Origin of the sequence: Sphingomonas sp. MMS24-J13, from assembly GCF_044905095.1 — a bacterium.
Taxonomy (GTDB): Bacteria; Pseudomonadota; Alphaproteobacteria; order Sphingomonadales; family Sphingomonadaceae; genus Sphingomonas_I.
Genome location: NZ_CP173258.1, coordinates 1817715 through 1836143 on the forward strand (window position 1 = coordinate 1817715; position 18429 = coordinate 1836143).

The following is an 18429-nucleotide window of genomic DNA, read 5'->3' on the forward strand; positions in this document are numbered from 1 at the left end:
GTCATGTTCGATGGCTGTCGAAGATCTGGATCAGGCTTTGCGCCAGCGTGCCGAGAGGGGTTTGCTTGGCCGCAGCGACGGCAGCCTGAACCTCGGTCAGCACGACGGTTTCAACCGCCTTGCCGGCGGCGTGCAGGAAGTCGAGCACGTCATGTTCGATCTTCACGATGATGCTGCTCATGGGGATATTCTCCGTTTGAAGGTCAGGCTCCGGGCCCAGCGCTGTCGGCCTGAGCGTCGGCAGCGGGGAAAGAGGGCCGGCGCCGAGCAGCATTGTGCTCGGCTGGTGATAGGGTGCCCTTGGCTCCTGCGCGGGCGCCGGGGCGTTCAGGGCCGCCCAGGCACTCCACGGCCGAGCGAACCGGCGGTGCGCGATGGCCGCGCGGATCTGATCCCATGCCATAGCGCCGCCGACCATGATCGTGCCGACGATCGCATCGACGATCGGGCCGGTGGCATCATCAACCACCTTCGCATCGAGAGCGCCGTGCGAGATCAGCCATGTCCCGACAATGATGAGCGCGTGGCGGGTTGCGGATGCGAGAAGAGCGCGCGCGGCCGTCTCGGCCGGCGCTGGAATATCGGACATTCACACCTCCTTTTTGACGGTGACGATCGCCTGCACCGCCATGTCGAGGATCTCCGGCATGAGGCCGCGGTGAAGCTCGACCGCGCGGGCGACGAGGCGCCACGCTTTCTGTTCAGGTCGGGCGGCGCGCAGCTCACGCCATGCGGTCACCAAGCGTCGGAGCGGGAGGCGCGCTTCGCATGTTCCGGACATCAGCGGTCGCTAACCGGCGCCGATGCGCCCACAGGCAGCGCCGTGGCGCCTATCGCCGGCAGTGCCAGTTCAGCCGGCCAGCGTATGCCGAGGATCTGTTTGCGCGGGAATCGCGCGTTCGAAACCTGATCGCCCTGATTGCCGCCCAGCACCTCGATATGGTGTCGTCCAGCGCCCGGTGGCGATGGCGACATGGCCGGCCGGCGGTGCGTGGCTGGCGCTCGCCACGGGGATGATCGCACCCGGTGACGGCGCCTGCAGCGCCTGCCCCCAATTCACGAAGCTGCGCGCCATCGCGCTGCCGCTGCCCTTGATGTTGCACAGGGCAAGCTTCGCATTGACGAAGATCGCGCACCAGGGACGCCGTCGTCGCCGCCGATCCTGAGACCGGCCCTGGTGCGATATTCGAGGATGCGCTTTGTCGAGACTGGGCCAGGCGTCTCGTGAACGCCAAGCTCCGCCCGTGCGTGGTCGAGCCACGCGGGATCGTTGGTCATGCTGGTGTCCTTTAGCTGGCGCTATTCCGTCGGGAGCGGCGCGGCGGCGCGGGCGATATTGTTGGCGTAGAGGGCGGCTTTTTCAGCCGCCTCCGGCAGCGATGGCGACACTCAACGCGCAATTGAGCGGGGATGACGCCCCCACGGCGTTGAAATCGATCGAGCCGGGAATGATCCGCCTATGGACCTCCGTCAGCATCGGTGCCGCTGCGATGGCGTCGACATGCCCAAGGCTGCCATAGGTCGTGGCACCGTCGTCATATGCGAACTTGATCCCGCAGCAGTTGACCAGCCCAACGAGGTTCACGACGATCTGCGCATGGTGCGGGTTGGTCTTGGTGAAGCCCGTACCCGGCGCTGCGATGTTGCTCGGGATGGTGGTTGACGCATTGACGCCCGTATAGCTCGGGTCGCCGCCTCCGCCTGGTCCAGCGGCCGAGCATATCACCGCGTGCCCGGTGCCATCGTCGCAATAGTGGACGACGCCCGGAAGGTAGCCGGCCGGCGCATTGATCGACAGGCCTACTTGGGCAGGCGATGGCGCGCATCTCAGTGACGGTAAGAGCCACGATGCCCCCCAATCTTTTCCAGTGCCCCCCGATGTGCCCCCGGACGCGCGTTCTGCAGCGAAGCCGGATGAGAACATATGAGAACAATCCAATTGCCCCCCTTCGTGAGAGGAGAACAAATGGTGTCATATGGAATAGGTGGATGCTAGGCGTGGTGGGCGCAGCAGGGATTGAACCTGCGACCCCACCCGTGTGAAGGGTGTGCTCTACCGCTGAGCTATGCGCCCACGCCTTGGGAAAGGCGCCGTTAAAGGGTGCGAGCGGGCCTGTCCAGCCTTTCGAACCCATCTTTCGACAAACGACTTACGCCTCGATACGCACTCAGCTCACCAGGTCCTTGAGTCCCTTGCCCGGCCGGAATTTGGGCTGGCTCGTCGCCTGGATGCTCATCGGCTCGCCGGTACGCGGGTTCCGGCCGATCGAGGCCTTGCGCCGACTGACCGAAAAGCTGCCGAACCCGACGAGGCGGACCTCGTTCCCCCGCTTCAGTTCCGTCCCGATCGTGTCGAGCATCGATTCGATCGCGCGCGACGCGTCGTTGCGCGCGAGCCCGGTCTCTTCGGCGACGGCGCTGATCAACTCCTGCTTGTTCATGGCGTCCCCTCTACACGACAGCCAAGCGCTTCATGCGCAAGCGACCATCTAACGCCAAGGTTCGGCCCGGAGTCAAAGGAAAGCTGCTCGCCTTTTCAATGCCTCGCGATGCTTGCTGCAGGATCTGCGGCCGCTGCATGCGGCGGCTCGGTCGCGAGTTCGTCCGCTTCGGTCCATTCGATCGGAACGATCGGGCGGACCAGGGCGCGCGCCAGCACCTCGTCGACGTGCGAGACGGGGATGATCTCGAGCCCCTCGAGGATGTTCGCGGGGATATCGGCGAGGTCCTTCTCGTTCTCCTGCGGGATCAGCACGGTCGTGATCCCGCCACGCAGGGCCGCGAGCAGCTTCTCCTTGAGACCGCCGATCGGCAGCACGCGGCCGCGCAAGGTCACCTCGCCGGTCATCGCCACGTCGCGGCGCACCGGGATGCCGGTCAGGGTCGAGACCAAAGTCGTGACCATGCCGATGCCGGCCGAGGGACCATCCTTCGGCACCGCGCCTTCGGGCAGGTGGACGTGGATGTCCTTGGTGCGGAACAGGCTCGGCTTGACGCCGTAGATCGGCGCACGCGCGCGGATGAACGACCAGGCGGCCTGGATCGATTCGTTCATCACCTCGCCGAGCTTGCCGGTCGTCTTGACCTGGCCCTTGCCCGGGACGGTGACCGCCTCGATCGTCAGCAATTCGCCCCCGACCTCGGTCCAGGCCAGTCCGGTGACCGCACCGATCTGGTCCTCCTCCTCGGACACGCCGTAGCGGAATTTCCGCACGCCCGAGAAATCACCGAGATTGTCGCTATCGACGACGATACGCGTCGCCTTGCCCTCGAGGATGCGGCGCAACGCCTTGCGCGCCACCTTGGCGATCTCGCGCTCCAGCGTACGCACGCCCGCCTCGCGGGTATAATAGCGGATGATGTCGCGCAGCCCGTTTTGGGTGAGGTCGAACTCCTCCGCCTTCAGGCCATGCTCTGCGATCACCTTGGGCAGCAGATGCTTCTCGGCGATCGCGACCTTCTCGTCCTCGGTATAGCCTTCGAGCCGGATGATCTCCATCCGATCGAGCAGGGCCTGCGGCAAATTCAACGAGTTGGCGGTCGTCACGAACATCACGTCCGAAAGATCGATGTCGATCTCCAGATAATGATCCTGGAACTTGCTGTTCTGCTCCGGATCGAGCACCTCGAGCAAAGCCGAGGCCGGATCGCCGCGGAAATCCTGGCCGAGCTTGTCGATCTCGTCGAGCAGGAACAGCGGATTCGACGTGCCGGCCTTCTTCAGGTTCGACACGATCTTGCCCGGCAGCGAGCCGATATAGGTCCGGCGATGGCCGCGGATCTCGGCTTCGTCGCGCACGCCGCCAAGCGACTGGCGCACGAACTCACGCCCGGTCGCCTTGGCGATCGAGCGGCCGAGGCTGGTCTTGCCGACGCCCGGCGGCCCGACGAGGCACAGGATCGGCCCCTTGAGCTTGTTGGTGCGCGCCTGGACCGCGAGATATTCGACGATCCGGTCCTTCACCTTCTCCAGCCCATGGTGGTCGGCATTGAGGATCGCCTCGGCCGCCGGAATATCCTTCTTGATCTTGCTCTTCTTGCCCCACGGCAGGCCGAGCAGCACATCGAGATAATTGCGCACCACCGTCGCCTCGGCGCTCATCGGTGCCATCGTGCGCAGCTTCTTCACCTCGGCGGTCGCCTTGGCGCGCGCTTCCTTGGAAAGCTTGAGGGTCGCGATCTTCTGGGTGAGCTCGGCAATTTCGTCGCCGCCCTCGTCACCATCCGACGTACCCAGTTCGCGCTGGATCGCCTTCAACTGCTCGTTGAGATAATATTCGCGCTGGGTCTTCTCCATCTGGCGCTTCACGCGGCTGCGGATCTTCTTTTCGACCTGCAGCACGCCGAGCTCGCCCTCCATGAAGGCGAACGCCATTTCCAGCCGACGCGCGGGATCGGTTTCGATCAGCATCGTCTGCTTCTCGGAAACCTTGACCGCGATATTGCCCGCAACCGCATCGGCCAGCCGGCCGGCTTCGTCGATCTCGGCGAGCTGTGCCGGCAGATCCTCGGGCAGCTTCTTGTTGAGACGGGCATAACGCTCGAACTGGTCGAGCACCGAGCGCATCAGCGCCTTGGCCTCGTCCGCCGCGAGATCGATATCGCCGTCCTCGACCAGCTCGACCGTCGCGGTCAGATGGCTGCCGCCGGTCTCGAGCCGCGTCATACGCGCGCGCTGCTGGCCCTCGACCAGCACACGCACGGTCCCGTCGGGCAGCTTCAGGAGCTGCAGCACAGTGGCGGTGACGCCCATGTCGTAGAGCGCATTGGCGTCGGGATCGTCCTCGGCAGGATCGAGCTGCGAGACCAGGAAGATCGTCTTGTCGCCCGTCATCGCGCTTTCCAGCGCGGAGACCGACTTATCGCGGCCGACGAACAGGGGAACGATCATCTGCGGGAATACGACGATATCACGCAGCGGAAGGACGGGAAGAGACTCGGTCATGCATGCTCCGGTGCCGCAATCAGCGCGGCCATGTACCACATATGGTAGGTTTTGGCGCGCGATCAACGCGCGATGGGCAGCGCTTGTTGACTAATTCCGCAACACCCCACCCGTTCGTGTCGAGCGAAGTCGAGACACGTTGCGCAACCTGCTCCCGCGCGGAACGTCCCTCGACTTCGCTCGGGACGAACGGAGCGCTTGCGGCAAGCATGACTCAATTCCGCAGCCGGAAGCGGACCTTGCGCTGATGGAAATCGAGCGACACCCGGCTGAACACCCGCAGCACATCGGTGCCCAACAGGATCGCCGGCTGTTTGGCGAGCCCGAACAGCTGGAAGGGCGGCGGATCGGCAAACGCCACAGGCACGTCGAGCAGCTTGAGCCCGCCGACGCGCATCTCCGGAATCGTCGCCATATCGGCGCTGAAACTTTCCCCGGTCACGCTCATCAGCTCGACCTTGGTGGTCTTCACATTGGCCCAGCGGCGAAAGATGCGATTGCGCAGCGCCGAATTGGCGACCGTGATGTCGGATCCCGAATTGATGATCGCGTAGAGCCCGATATTGTTGGCATCGACCTGGGTCAGGATGAGCTGGCCGTGGCGGAGCCGCGCGGTGACGACGATCTCGTCGGCGGCGCCGCGGATCGGCTTGCGCGTATCCTGGACGGTGATCGCCTTCTTGACGAAATCGAACTCGATCCGTTGCTCGGCGAGCGCATCGATGCCGAGCACGCCCTGCGCCCCGATGAACTGCTCGGGCAAAGCCGGCGCGATGATATCGTTGAGCTTGCTCGTGCCGAGCCCGAGCTGGTCGATCCGCACCGTGCCGACGTCGCTGGTGCCCGCCATGCTGTGAAGGATCACCTTCTCCTCGGCCGGCAGGTTGAGCCGGCGCGCGAGCGCGGCGCCGATCACGGTGCGATCGGCGCCGCTGTCGACGAGGAATTGGAACGGCCCCTGCCCGTTGACCATCACGCCGACGGTGGTGCGGGTGCGCTGGTTCTTCGCGGCGAGCGTCTCGCCGGTCACCTCGAGCGAATTGTCGATCGTGGCGGTCGAGATGAACGGGGTCTTCGGCGGTTCGGACGGCGGCGCGGTGGTCGCTGCAAAAGCGGGCGCGAGCACAGCCCCGACCGGGAGGCAGAATAACAGCCCTACGCCCTTCAATGCCTCACCCTTCGCAACACACGGCGCGATCGGCTGGCATTCGCGGCCACCGTATCGACACCAGGCACTCTCTCCACGTCATCATATCATCATAAAGCGCGGCGGACATCCGGTTTGAGGCGGCAGCCTGATCCGCACTACGCGCATCGACAGCCGCCTCTCGACCAACCGCCGACCCCGATCGACGAAACCCCGCATGGTGCCCTCAACGCACGTCCAAAGCCTGCAACGTAGCGCACACAGCCTCGTCCAGCGGCGTATGCGGTTCCTCGCCAAGGAGAGCGACGAGCTTGCGGTTGTCGAGGCGCAGCGGCTCTTTCCAGAGATAGCGCATCTTCGCGATCTCGCGCGGGGTCTGCTGGAAGAGGCCGGCCATGCGGAGGAGGAACCAGGGCAGCGGCTTCACCCTGATCGGCCGGCCGAGCACGCTCGCAATCGTATCGGTCATCGCCGTGCCGTCGCTGTCCCACAGGCCGGCGAAGTGAAAGCGCGCGAAGCGATCGAGTTCGCCTTCGCGATCCAGCAACCGCGCGATCGTCTCGGCCGCGTCGGGCAGATAGGCCCAGCCATGGCCAACACCCTTTCGGCCGGGGTAAGTGATCGCGTCGAGCCGCCGGCCCGGTGTCACCAGCCCCTGGCTGAACCAGCTGCCGCCCGAGACCGGCCCGAAGAAATCGCCGAAGCGCACGATGAGGACCGGCGCGTCATCGCCGCTCGCGGCCTCCAGCCGGCGCTCCATCTCGACGCGGAGCCGGCCCTTTTCGGTGGAAGGGTTCTGCGGCGAATCCTCGCGCAGATCGGGAAAGGCATCGGGGCCGTAATTGTAGATCGTGCCCGGCAGCACCAGCCGCGCGCCGACGGCTTTGGCCGCCGCGATGCTGTGATCGATCATGGGCAGAACCAGCGTGTTCCAGTGGCGATATCCCGGCGGGTTGACCGCATGGACTATCACTTGCGCACCTTCGGCGGAGCGGCGCACGTCTGCGGCGACCATGGCATCGCCCTTGACCCAGTCGACCTCGCGCAGCGGATCCTTTCGATCGGGCACGCGCGCAGCCGGATCGCGCGTCATCGCGACCACCTTCCAGCCATGCCGCACCAACGCCGCCGCACTCTCGCCGCCGATGCCGCCGGTCGCGCCCAGAACCAAAGCCTTCTTGTCACCGTCCATTGCACGTCTCCCATCGATGAGATCGCAATGGCCCGGCGCCGCTCAGACAGAAATTGTCTAAATACCGTCAGCTGCTAGTAGGTTTTCTATGACCTTGCCGATCCTCTGGGATGACCAGCGCGCCTTTCTGGCGGTGCTCGAAGAGGGCAGCCTGTCCGCCGCGGCGCGGCGCATGGGGGTCGCGCAACCGACGATGCGCGCTCGCATCCAGGCCTTGGAACAGGCATTGGGCACCGTGCTGTTCACGCGTTCGGTGCGCGGGCTGGTGCCGACCGAGCAGGCGCGCGCGCTGGGGGATTCGGCCCGCGCGATGGCGCGCGCCTCCGACGCCTTCGTCCGCGCGGCATCGGCGGCGCCGGGCGAGATTGCGGGCGTGGTCCGCATCAGCGTGTCGGACATCGTCGGGATCGAGCTACTGCCCACGATCCTCGTCCCACTCCGCGAGCGCCATCCGCGCCTTATCGTCGAAATCGTCACGAGCAACGCGTCGGCCAACTTGCTCGAGCAGGAGGCCGATATCGCGATCCGAATGTATCCGCCGCGCCAGGACGCGCTGGTCGCGCGGAAGGTGCCGCCGATCCCGCTCGGCCTGTTCGCCCACGCCGATTATCTCGCGCGCCGCGGCACGCCACGGACGATCGACGATCTGGCGGACCACGATATCATCGGACCGGATCGCAGCCCGGCCGACCTCGCCTTCGCGGCCGAACTGTTCGCAGGCCTCGACCGCAATCGCATGGTGATCCGGACGGACTCACATCCAGCCCAATTGGCCGCAGCACGTGCCGGCCTCGGTATCGCCATCGTCCAGCGGCCGATCGGACTGGACGATCCACGGCTTCAGGAAGTGCTGCCCGACCTCCCGATCGCCGGTCTCGACACGTGGATCGTCACGCACGAGGATTTGCGCAGCGTGCCGCGCGTGCGCGCCGTCTTCAATCGCCTTGTCGAGCATTTCGAAGTTTATTCCCCGGCGCCTTAACCGAAGCGGGCAGGCTTTTCGTATGGCCTGCGCACTGTGTTGCTACACCAATACAGCTGTGATAAGGGAAAGCGCGACAAAGAGGGACGAGGATGTACAGCGAATCCGACATCGAAAATGCGGTGGCGACCGGCGCGATCACGCCCGCTGCCGCGGCAGCCCTGCGTCGAAGCGTCGCCGAGAGCCGCGAGACGTCCAGCGTCGATGAGGAAAGCTTCCGGCTGCTGACCGGCTTCAACGATATCTTCGTCACGATCGCCGCGATCCTGCTGCTGGTCGCGGTCGGCTGGATCGGCGGCAATATCGGCCATCGCCTGCTCGCCCCTTCCCCCACCGATGGCGAATTCCCGCAGATGCTGATGGGCATCCGGATCGGCGGCCTGTTCGTCGCCGCGACGAGCTGGGGGCTGGCCGAATATTTCACGCGTCGCCGGCGCATGGCGCTGCCCAGCATCCTCTTGCTCCTCACCTTCGTCTTCGGAGTCGGCACGCTGGCCGGCGGTATGCTGACGGGGATGCTGGATGTGAGCCATCCCGGCATCCCGTGGGCAGCTCCGCTCGCCGGGATCGCCATGGCAATCGCGGCTTACGCCCATTGGCGGCGCTTCCACGTGCCGATCACGATCGCCGCGCTGACCGGTGCGCTGGCGCTGACCGTCGTCGGCCTGGTCCTGGCCGCGATCGGATCGCGCGGATCCTGCGTTCTGCAGACCACCGAAGCGATGGAAAGCTGCCTTGCCACCATTCAGTGGACCGGCCTGTGGCTGTCGCTGCTTGCCGGCGTGGCGATGTTCGCCTTCGCCATGTGGTGGGACATGTCCGATCGGGCACGTATCACGCGCCGCTCGGACGTCGCCTTCTGGCTCCATCTCGGCGCCGCACCGCTGATCGCGCATTCGGTGTTCTACATGCTCGGCGTCATCAATGGCGAGCCCAGCCCGGCCAAAGCGGGCATCGTGATCCTGCTCTACCTGCTGTTCGGCCTGATCGCGCTGGCGATCGACCGCCGTGCCCTGCTCGTCTCGAGCCTGGTCTATGTGCTCTACGCGCTGTCGGGGCTGTTCCAGCAGTTCGGCGCGGTCAGCCTCAACATGGCGCTGACGGCGCTCGTCATCGGATCGGCGCTGCTGATGCTGTCGGCCTTCTGGCACTCGGCGCGTAGGCTGGTGGTGCTGCAATTGCCCGAGAGCCTGCGGATGCGGTTGCCGGAATTGAACCGGCCCGCGGTGAAAACGGCGTAAGCCCGATCCCGACCGTATCCCTTCTCGCAAAGGGAGAGGGCTTGAGCAGGACTTTACTCTTCCACCAATTTCATCAGCTTGCGCTCGATCGGCGCCAGCACCGGGCCGAGCTCGTGCCCGCGCTTGAGCACCGCACCGGCCTCGCCGATCAGGGCCCATTCGCCCTGCCGCTGGCGCAGCGCCGGGCGCTTCTCGATGCGGTATTCAGGCCGCTCGGCGGCGCGGCGAAAACAGGCGAATGACGCCACGTCGCGGCCGAAATGGATCGCATAATCGCGCCAATGTCCGGCCGCGACCATGCGCCCGTAGAGATCCAGGATGCGCTGCCATTCGGGCCGATCGAACGCCACCTCGCCCTGCGGCGGCCCGGGAAAGGGCGTGACGACTCCCATCAGGCGGACTGGCGATCCGTATTGTCGGAACGGACCGCATCGCGTTCCTCGATCAGCTTGGCAAGCTTGCCGCGCAGCGCCTCGACCTCGCACTTGAGCAATTCGAACTGCTGCGTCGCCGGATCGAAGCGTTCGCTGCACGGCGTGCCATAAGGCACGAAGCTGTTGTAATTCTGCGCGTCGATCACGGTCGGGCGCGCCGGAATGCCGACCATCGTCGCGCCCTCGGGCACATCGCGCGTCACGACCGCATTGGCGCCGATGCGCGCGCCGCGGCCGACGGTGATCGGGCCGAGCACCTGCCCGCCCGAACCGATGATCACCCCATCCTCCAGCGTCGGGTGGCGCTTGCCGGCAATGCCGTTGGCCGGATTGGTGCCGCCGAGCGTGACATTCTGGTAGATGGTGACATTGTCGCCGATCAGAGCCGTCTCGCCGATCACGACGAAGCCATGATCGATGAAAAAATTGGCGCCGATCGTGGCGCCTGGATGGATATCGATCGCGGTGAGGAAGCGCGAGAGATGGTTGACGAAGCGGGCGAGGAAATAAAGCTCGCCCTTGAACAGCCAGTTGGCGATGCGATGCAGCCCGAGCGCGAGCACGCCCGGATACAGCAAAATCTCCCAACGCGAGCGCGGCGCGGGATCGCGCTGCTTGATCGAGTCGAGATAGGCGATCAATTCGCGCTTCATAGACGTGCTTTCTTGCCCTGGACGCCGCCCATTTAGGCGCGGCCGGCGGGGATTAAAAGTAGCGGCCGGAATCGGCGATCGTCACGCCGTCGCCATGCTGCCCAACAGCGCGCCGCGCACCGCCTCGACGGCATCGGCGCCCTTGCTGCCGTCGGGTCCACCACCCTGTGCCATATCGGGCCGGCCGCCGCCGCCCTGCCCGCCGAGCACGGCCACCGCCTGCTTGACCAGATCGACCGCCGAGAAGCGATCGACCAGATCGGCCGAAACGCCGACCGCGACCGAAGCGCGGCCGTCATTGACCGCGACCAGCACGGCGACACCCGATCCGATCCGCGCCTTGGCCTCGTCGACCAGCCCGCGCAGCCCCTTCGGATCGAGCCCGTCGATGACCTGGCCGACGAAAGCGACGCCGGCGACCTGCTCGGGGCCGACCGCCTCGGCCTTGCCGCCGCCGCCGAGCGCCAGCGCCTTCTTGGCTTCGGCCAGTTCGCGTTCGAGCCGGCGGCGATCCTCGACCAGAGCGGCGACACGCGCGGGCACATCCTCGGGCGTGGTCTTGAGCGCGGCGGCGGTTTCGCGCAGCCGATCCTCGCGGCCGGTGAGCCAGAGGCGCGCGGCTTCGCCGGTCAGCGCCTCGATCCGGCGCACGCCCGACGAAACCGCGCTTTCGGACACGATCTTGAACAGGCCGATATCGCCGAGCGCCGACACGTGGGTGCCTCCGCACAATTCGACCGACCAGCTCTTGTCCGCATCGCGACCCATCGAGAGGACGCGAACCTCGTCGCCATATTTCTCGCCGAACAAAGCCATGGCGCCGGCCGCGATCGCTTCATCGGGAGTCATCAGGCGGGTCGCGACATCATCATTCTCGCGGATGTGGCGGTTCACCTCGGCCTCGATCGCGACGATATCGTCGGCGGTGAGCGGCTTGGGGTGCGCGAAATCGAAGCGCAGCCGATCGGGGGCGACGAGGCTGCCCTTCTGGGTCACATGCGTGCCGAGCCGATGGCGTAGCGCCGCGTGCAGCAGATGGGTGGCCGAATGGTTGGCGCGCAGTTGCGAGCGGCGTGTCACATCGACCGACAGATGGATCGCATCGCCGATCCTGATCGTGCCGCTGACGATCTTCGCCTTGTGCGCGTGGAGCCGTCCGAGCGGTTTCGATGTGTCGGCAATATCGGCGGCGAACCCGCTGTCATTGCTGGCTTTACCGGCATCGCCCATCTGGCCGCCGCTCTCGCCATAGAAGGGCGTCTGGTTGGTGAGGATCGTAACCTCTTCACCCTCCCCGGCCTGATCGACGCGGACGCCATCGCGCACGAGCGCAAGCACCTGCGCATCGCCTTCGTGGCCGGTATAGCCGATGAACTCGGTGCCGCCCTGCTCCTCGGCAATGTCGTACCAGACATCGTCGGAAGCCTTGTCACCCGAGCCCTTCCAGGCGGCGCGCGCGGCTTTCTTCTGCTCGCCCATCGCGGCATCGAAGCCCGCGCGATCGACCGCAAGGCCTTGAGCGCGCAGCGCGTCCTCGGTCAGATCATAGGGGAAGCCGAACGTGTCGTAGAGCTTGAACGCGACCGCGCCGGACAAGGTGTCGCCCTCGCCCATCGACGCCGTCGCCTCGTCGAGCAGGCGCAGGCCGTTGGCGAGCGTCTGGCGGAAGCGGGTTTCCTCGAGCTTGAGCGTCTCCTCGATCAAGGGCTGCGCGCGAACCAGTTCGGGGTAAGCGGCGCCCATCTCGGCGACCAGCGCGGGTACCAGCCGGTGCATGAGCGGTTCGGCGGCGCCGAGCAGATGGGCGTGGCGCATCGCACGGCGCATGATGCGGCGGAGCACATAGCCGCGCCCCTCATTGGCGGGCAGCACGCCATCGGCGACGAGAAAACCCGCCGAGCGCAGATGATCGGCGATTACGCGGTGCGAGGCCTTGTTGGCGCCGTCGGTCGCGCTCTTGGTCAGTTCGCCCGAGGCGGCGATCAGCGCCTTGAACGTATCGGTATCGTAATTGTCGTGGACGCCCTGCATCACCGCGGCGATGCGTTCGAGCCCCATGCCGGTATCGATCGATTTCCTGGGCAGTTCGCTGACGATGACGTTGTCGGCCTGCTCATATTGCATGAACACATTGTTCCAGATCTCGACGAAACGATCGCCATCCTCGTTTGGCGATCCCGGCGGGCCGCCCGGGATATGATCGCCATGATCCCAGAAGATCTCCGAACAGGGGCCGCACGGGCCGTTATCGCCCATCGCCCAGAAATTGTCCTTGGTCGGGATGCGGATGATGCGCTGTTCGGGCAGGCCGGCGATCTTCTTCCACAGATCGAACGCCTCGTCATCGGTATGATAGACGGTGACGGTCAGCCGATCCTTGTCGAGGCCCCATTCCCTCGTCAGCAAATTCCAGGCGAGCGTGATCGCACGCTCCTTGAAATAATCGCCGAACGAGAAATTGCCGAGCATTTCGAAGAAGGTGTGGTGGCGCGCGGTGTAGCCGACATTGTCGAGATCGTTATGCTTGCCGCCGGCGCGCACGCATTTCTGCGAACTGGTCGCGCGGACGTAAGGCCGGGTCTCGAGCCCGGTGAAGACGTTCTTGAACGGCACCATGCCGGCGTTGACGAACATCAGAGTCGGATCGTTGTGCGGCACCAACGGCGCCGACGGCACGATCTGATGCCCTTCGCTGCCAAAATAATCGAGGAAGGCGCGGCGTATGTCGTTGGTCGAAGTCATTCGATCGACTTAGTGGAGGGGGCCACGCTTCTCAAGCGATGCGAGCGATGTATCGTCTGGCAGGGTTTTTTCGCCACCCGGTCACGAACGCCGCGATCGCGTTTGGCTCGTTAAGCACGGCCGTTCGCATAGTGCATCGGTCAACTTGAACTCGTTCCAGGGTCCACCGCGCGTACCGAACTGTCTGTGCAGGTTACCTGGTGGATGCTGAAACAAGTTCAGCATGACGAAGAAGTGACTTGAAGCTTCAGCTTATGCCAAGCCATTCGACACCACCGGGAAGATCGCCTTGCGCGAGATCGAGTTGCAACACCCTGCGCTGGCGCGGGTTCGCTGCTGCCGAAGACGCATGCAGGATCGGAGTCGCGTAGACCCAGAGATCGCCACGCCCCGCGAGACAGGTGAGCTTCGGCAAGTGCGCGACCACGCCATCGACCGCCGCATCGACGATCCGGCCGAGGCGATGGCTCCCGATCGCCACACGCAGCGGTGCATTGTCCGCATCGACGGGATCGAGATGGAGGCGGACGGTGAGCATGTCCGTCATCACGGCGAAGGGCGCTCGACATGCAGGATGCCGCGCTTGCGCGACCACGGCCCATAGCCGTCCGCCGTTACTTTCCGTTTGACCGCAACGGTGCGGTCCTGATGCCAGCCGAGCGCCCAATTGCCGTTGGCGGTCTTGTCGAACAATATGGCGCGGACCGGTTTGTAATCCGGCGCGATACCGGCGGCGCGAAGCGGCGGGAGAAGATCGGTCGATACCCAATCGGCGAGCCACGGAAGGCCCGTCAGCCGTTCGCCAGCGGCGCCGGAGGATGGAAGGCGCTCGCTGAGGATGGCGATAGCGGATTCGGCAATGGTTTGAGGAAGAAGGTTGGCCCCATCGACTGTCAGGGCTGCCAAGAAGTCCTCCCCGGCACGGGAAGGGGGGCGACCATGCGCAGCATGGTGGAGGGGGAGTGCCACGAACGCTGCGTCCAGCCGAGGGCCCCCTCCACCATTCGGTTGTGCCGAACGGTACCCCTCCCCTTTCGGGGGAGGATCTTCGCTCACCTCAGATATCGTCGTCCTCGCTCGGGCCGGCCATCAGCGCTTCGGAGACTTCATCGGTCTTGCCGCGGATCGCCTTCTCCAGCCGATCGGCGACGTCGGGATTCTCGCGCAGATAGGTCTTCGAATTCTCGCGGCCCTGGCCGATGCGGATGCTGTCATAGCTGAACCAGGCACCCGATTTCTCGACGATCCCGGCCTTGACGCCGAGATCGAGGATCTCACCGACCTTGCTGACGCCTTCGCCATACATGATGTCGAATTCGACCTGCTTGAACGGCGGGGCGACCTTGTTCTTGACGACCTTCACGCGGGTCGTGTTGCCGACGATATCGTCGCGATCCTTGATCTGGCCGATGCGGCGAATATCGAGCCGCACGCTCGCATAGAATTTGAGCGCGTTGCCGCCGGTGGTCGTCTCCGGGCTGCCATACATCACGCCGATCTTCATGCGGATCTGGTTGATGAAGATGACGAGCGTCTTGGAGCGGCTGATCGAACCGGTGATCTTGCGCAAAGCCTGGCTCATCAGCCGCGCCTGCAGGCCGACATGGCTGTCGCCCATCTCACCCTCGATTTCGGCCCGCGGCACAAGCGCTGCGACCGAATCGATCACGAGCACGTCGATCGCATTCGAGCGGACGAGCGTATCGGCGATCTCGAGCGCCTGCTCGCCCGTATCGGGCTGCGAGACGATCAGTTCGTCGATGTCGACGCCCAGCTTCTTGGCATAGCCCGGATCGAGCGCGTGCTCGGCATCGATGAACGCCGCGGTGCCGCCGGCCTTCTGCGCCTCGGCGATCGCGTGCAGGGCCAGCGTGGTCTTGCCCGACAATTCGGGGCCATAGATTTCGACGATGCGCCCGCGCGGCAGGCCGCCGATGCCGAGCGCGATGTCGAGCCCGAGGCTGCCGGTCGAGATCGCCTCGATCTCGATCTTCTCGCGGCTGCCCAGCTTCATCGCCGAGCCCTTGCCGAAGGCACGATCGATCTGTGCCAAGGCGGCATCCAGTGCCTTCTGCCGTTCGCTCGAGCTCGCCATATCGCTGCTGATCACCTTCAGAGAAGCCGCCATGTCCTGCCCTTGTCCGCTAGAGGAAGTCGATCACCCGTTCAACGCGTGAAAGGCCTCGTACACGGAATGTTCCATGAGAACAAGAGGAGAACTTCAGGAACAAAAATTCGCAATCGGGCGCTCAGGCGCGCTGCAAGCTTTCCAGCGCGGTGGTGACGCCGTCGAGGGTGAAGGGCTTGGCAAGCTGCGGCGCATCCGCATGGGCCGCGGGCGGCGGCTCGACATGGCCGCCGGTCGCGATCAGGAACGGGATATTCTTCGCCGCCAGCGCATCGGCGACCGGCCAGCACACGCCGTCGCGCAGATGCACGTCGAGGATTGCGGCATCGAATCCGCCCGCTTCGATCTGGCCCAGCGCATCGGCTACGCTGTCGACCGTACCCGCCAGACCGTAGCCCAGCATATCGACGAAATCCTCCATCATCATGGAGATAAGCGGTTCATCCTCGATGATGAGAATGCTGAAAGGCTGGGTCATCGTCGCGGGATTAGAACGCGATGGCGCATCCGCATAGCGAATTTGTCGGCGAACGGGCCGTTCGTCGCCGTCAGCGACCGTTACGTCGCCGATTTCGCGGCGAGCACGTCCCGCGCCGCCTGCCCCAGTTGCTGGACCGAGAAAGGCTTGGGCAGGAACGAGACGCGATCGATATCGATCGAATTGCGTAACTGCTCCTCGGCATAGCCCGACATGAAGAGGATCTTGAGATCGGGAAATTTCTCGCGCGCGGCACGGACCAGGGTCGGTCCGTCCATCATCGGCATGACCACGTCCGAGATCAGCAGATCGGGCACCTCGCCATCCTCGAGCAACTCAAGCGCCTCCTCGCCATTGGTCGCGGTGCGCACCGTATAGCCCTGGCGGGTGAGCGCGCGTTCGGCGACGGCGCGGACCATCGCCTCATCCTCCACCAGCAGGATCACGCCACTGCCCCAGGTCTCGGCATGCGTCTCGACCGGCTTGGGCACGACCGGTTCGGGCGCCTGCGAGGCGAGGTGGACGGGCAGATAGATGGTGAAGCTGGTCCCCTGCCCGATCTCGCTGTCGGCGAAGATGAAGCCGTCGGTCTGCTTGACGATGCCGTAGACGGTCGAGAGCCCGAGGCCGGTGCCTTTGCCGACCTCCTTGGTGGTGAAGAATGGCTCGAAGATCTTGCCGATATTCTCTTCGGGGATACCGGTGCCGGTATCGGACACCTTGAGCGCTGTATAATCGTTGATCGGCATGATCTCGCTGCGCATCCGCCTGATCTCGGCCGCCGAGACCGGATAGGTCTGGACGGTGAGCGTGCCGCCATCGGGCATGGCATCGCGCGCATTGACCGCAAGGTTGACGATCACCTGCTCGAGCTGGCCCGGATCGGCGCGCACGGCACCCAGATTGCGGCCATGCTTGACCTGCAGCTTGACGGTCTCGCCGAGCAGACGGCGGAGCAGGTTGGAGACTTCGGCGATGACGTCGGGCAGCTGCAATATCTGCGGCCGCAATGTCTGCTGGCGCGAGAAAGCCAGCAATTGCCGGGTCAGCGATGCCGCGCGGTTGGAATTGTGCTTGATCTGCTGGATGTCGTCATAGTCGATGTCGCCCGGCGTGTGGCGCATCAGCATCAGATCGCAATGACCAATGATCGCGGTCAGGATATTGTTGAAATCGTGCGCGACGCCGCCGGCGAGCTGGCCGACCGCCTGCATCTTGGTGGCCTGGGTGATCTGGCGCTTGAGCTTCGATTCCTCGCTATTGTCCTTCAGGCTGAGCAGCACCGACGCCTCGCCCAGCCCCTTGGCATTGGCGATGGTAAGCGCGACCGGCTCTTCCGGGCGGTGCTTGAGCCGGATCGCGAGATCGCCCGGCAGGGCCCGACCGGCGGTGAAGCGGCGCACCGCATCGGCGACGATCTGCTTGTCCTCGTCGCACGCCAGATCGCTCGGATAGACCGCGTTCGTCTCGGGCGTGATCCCGGCGGCGCGCTTGAACGCATCGTTGATGAACAGGAAACGCCCGTCGCGCTCGACCAGCGCGAGCCCGAGCGGCAGCATCGCCAGCAATTCGTGGAGATGAACGGTGGCGGCGCCGCGCGCGGCGGCGGCGCTCATCGCGTCGGGATCCTCGTCGAACAGCAGGAACACGCTCGGGCCCCGCTCGACATCGTCACCCACCGGCACGGTCACGATGCGCAGCGGCGGCATATCGTCGGAATCGCGCGAAATGCGGATCTCGCCATCCTCGCCGGTCTGCAGCAGATCGGCGAGGCGTGCGCGGGCCGGATCGTGCGCGGCATCGCCGAATGCACGGAACAGGAAAACGTCATTGGCCGCGACGATGCCGCCATCGCCGTCGACCAGCACCATCATCACGCCCGCATCGCCGAGCCGATCGCCCGCATCCCCGTCGAGCAACTGCCGCGCCAGACCATAGGGATTGTCCGGCCCGGTTCGGCGCACGCGCCAGATCAGATGATCATGGCGGCGGCCGCCCCGGCGCAGCATGATCAGCGCCTGCCCGCTCTGAAGCCCGACATTCTGGACCTCGGCCTGCCCATCGCGGAATGCCTGTCGGGCGGCGGTGGCCAACCGTCCGAGATCGGCGGGTTCGATCGGCAGCGCGCCCGGCGGCGGGGAACCGGGAAAGATCGCCTCGTAGGACGGGCTCGCATAGATCAGCCGACCCTCGCGATCGGTGATCGCAGCGCCGTCCTTGGCATCGGTCAGCGCGGCATCGAGGATCGCCCAATCGACCAGTATCTCGGTCTCGTCATCGCGGCCGCGCGCCATCACGGTGGCCGCGATCAGGCTTCCGGCCAACGGCAGCGCGATCAGCGCAACGCCGAGCCGGTCGCCTCCCAATGTCCACCACGCAAGCGCGACCGTAGCGAGAGCGAGGCAGACCAGCAGCAGCCCGGCCGTGCCACGCCAGCGCCGATCGGACGCCGGCAGGATCGACACGAGGCTGGACTGCGCCATGAGC

At 65.2% G+C, this 18429-nt stretch carries 18 protein-coding genes and 1 tRNA gene; 2 read left to right on the top strand and 17 right to left on the bottom strand.

Features of this window, described 5'->3' with window-relative positions; all coding sequences use genetic code 11:
* Position 1 precedes the first annotated feature (1 nt).
* The 9 genes from AB4Z44_RS08585 to AB4Z44_RS08625 all read right to left on the bottom strand — a co-directional run bounded on the left by AB4Z44_RS08585 (position 2) and on the right by AB4Z44_RS08625 (position 7284).
* Complete coding sequence (locus AB4Z44_RS08585; protein WP_404713630.1) at positions 2-589, bottom strand: hypothetical protein; 588 nt, start codon at positions 587-589, stop codon at positions 2-4.
* Positions 590-781, bottom strand: a complete 192-nt coding sequence (locus AB4Z44_RS08590) for a hypothetical protein (protein WP_404713631.1) — start codon at positions 779-781, stop codon at positions 590-592.
* Positions 781-975 carry a hypothetical protein gene (locus tag AB4Z44_RS08595; RefSeq protein ID WP_404713632.1) on the bottom strand — a complete coding sequence of 65 codons (195 nt, stop codon included), beginning with the start codon at positions 973-975 and terminating at the stop codon, positions 781-783. Before AB4Z44_RS08595 ends, AB4Z44_RS08590 begins: the two co-directional genes overlap by 1 nt.
* A 385-nt stretch (positions 976-1360) precedes the next feature.
* Positions 1361-1726 (bottom strand): hypothetical protein, encoded by a 366-nt coding sequence (locus tag AB4Z44_RS08600; protein WP_404713633.1) that lies wholly within the window; start codon positions 1724-1726, stop codon positions 1361-1363.
* 273 nt (positions 1727-1999) lie between these two features.
* Positions 2000-2074: transfer RNA gene (locus tag AB4Z44_RS08605), tRNA-Val, on the bottom strand.
* 94 nt (positions 2075-2168) lie between these two features.
* Positions 2169-2441, bottom strand: coding sequence for an HU family DNA-binding protein (locus AB4Z44_RS08610; RefSeq protein WP_404713634.1), 273 nt, complete (start codon positions 2439-2441; stop codon positions 2169-2171).
* 95 nt (positions 2442-2536) lie between these two features.
* Complete coding sequence (gene lon, locus AB4Z44_RS08615; protein ID WP_404713635.1) at positions 2537-4945, bottom strand: endopeptidase La; 2409 nt, start codon at positions 4943-4945, stop codon at positions 2537-2539.
* A 214-nt stretch (positions 4946-5159) separates the two neighbouring features.
* The gene (locus AB4Z44_RS08620) at positions 5160-6113 is read right to left on the bottom strand and encodes a retropepsin-like aspartic protease (protein WP_404713636.1); all 954 of its coding nucleotides are present in this window, start codon (positions 6111-6113) and stop codon (positions 5160-5162) included.
* Positions 6114-6318: 205 nt separating this feature from the next.
* Complete coding sequence (locus AB4Z44_RS08625; protein ID WP_404713637.1) at positions 6319-7284, bottom strand: NAD-dependent epimerase/dehydratase family protein; 966 nt, start codon at positions 7282-7284, stop codon at positions 6319-6321.
* Between the two features lie 88 nt (positions 7285-7372).
* Between AB4Z44_RS08625 and AB4Z44_RS08630 the strand changes: the two genes are divergently transcribed.
* Together AB4Z44_RS08630 and AB4Z44_RS08635 are read left to right on the top strand one after the other, a co-directional pair.
* Positions 7373-8266, top strand: a complete 894-nt coding sequence (locus AB4Z44_RS08630; RefSeq protein WP_404713638.1) for a LysR family transcriptional regulator — start codon at positions 7373-7375, stop codon at positions 8264-8266.
* 92 nt (positions 8267-8358) lie between these two features.
* On the top strand, positions 8359-9507 hold the full coding sequence (locus AB4Z44_RS08635) for a hypothetical protein (RefSeq protein WP_404713639.1): 1149 nt from the start codon (positions 8359-8361) through the stop codon (positions 9505-9507).
* A gap of 53 nt (positions 9508-9560) precedes the next feature.
* On the opposite strand, the gene AB4Z44_RS08640 is transcribed toward AB4Z44_RS08635, so the two are convergent.
* The 8 genes from AB4Z44_RS08640 to AB4Z44_RS08675 all read right to left on the bottom strand — a co-directional run bounded on the left by AB4Z44_RS08640 (position 9561) and on the right by AB4Z44_RS08675 (position 18425).
* Positions 9561-9899, bottom strand: coding sequence for a DUF2794 domain-containing protein (locus AB4Z44_RS08640; protein WP_404713640.1), 339 nt, complete (start codon positions 9897-9899; stop codon positions 9561-9563).
* Positions 9899-10594: a serine O-acetyltransferase EpsC gene (gene epsC, locus AB4Z44_RS08645; RefSeq protein WP_404713641.1), complete on the bottom strand. Its 696-nt coding sequence runs from the start codon at positions 10592-10594 to the stop codon at positions 9899-9901. Before epsC ends, AB4Z44_RS08640 begins: the two co-directional genes overlap by 1 nt.
* An 81-nt stretch (positions 10595-10675) precedes the next feature.
* Positions 10676-13336 (bottom strand): alanine--tRNA ligase, encoded by a 2661-nt coding sequence (gene alaS, locus AB4Z44_RS08650; protein WP_404713642.1) that lies wholly within the window; start codon positions 13334-13336, stop codon positions 10676-10678.
* A 247-nt stretch (positions 13337-13583) separates the two neighbouring features.
* Positions 13584-13874 carry a hypothetical protein gene (locus AB4Z44_RS08655; protein ID WP_404713643.1) on the bottom strand — a complete coding sequence of 97 codons (291 nt, stop codon included), beginning with the start codon at positions 13872-13874 and terminating at the stop codon, positions 13584-13586.
* 8 nt (positions 13875-13882) lie between these two features.
* Positions 13883-14242, bottom strand: a complete 360-nt coding sequence (locus AB4Z44_RS08660) for a hypothetical protein (RefSeq protein ID WP_404713644.1) — start codon at positions 14240-14242, stop codon at positions 13883-13885.
* A 151-nt stretch (positions 14243-14393) separates the two neighbouring features.
* Positions 14394-15464 carry a recombinase RecA gene (recA, locus tag AB4Z44_RS08665; protein ID WP_404713645.1) on the bottom strand — a complete coding sequence of 357 codons (1071 nt, stop codon included), beginning with the start codon at positions 15462-15464 and terminating at the stop codon, positions 14394-14396.
* A gap of 121 nt (positions 15465-15585) precedes the next feature.
* Positions 15586-15942 carry a response regulator gene (locus AB4Z44_RS08670; protein ID WP_404713646.1) on the bottom strand — a complete coding sequence of 119 codons (357 nt, stop codon included), beginning with the start codon at positions 15940-15942 and terminating at the stop codon, positions 15586-15588.
* 80 nt (positions 15943-16022) lie between these two features.
* A complete protein-coding gene (locus tag AB4Z44_RS08675) occupies positions 16023-18425 on the bottom strand; it encodes a response regulator (protein ID WP_404713647.1) in 2403 nt (800 codons plus the stop codon).
* Positions 18426-18429: the final 4 nt, after the last annotated feature.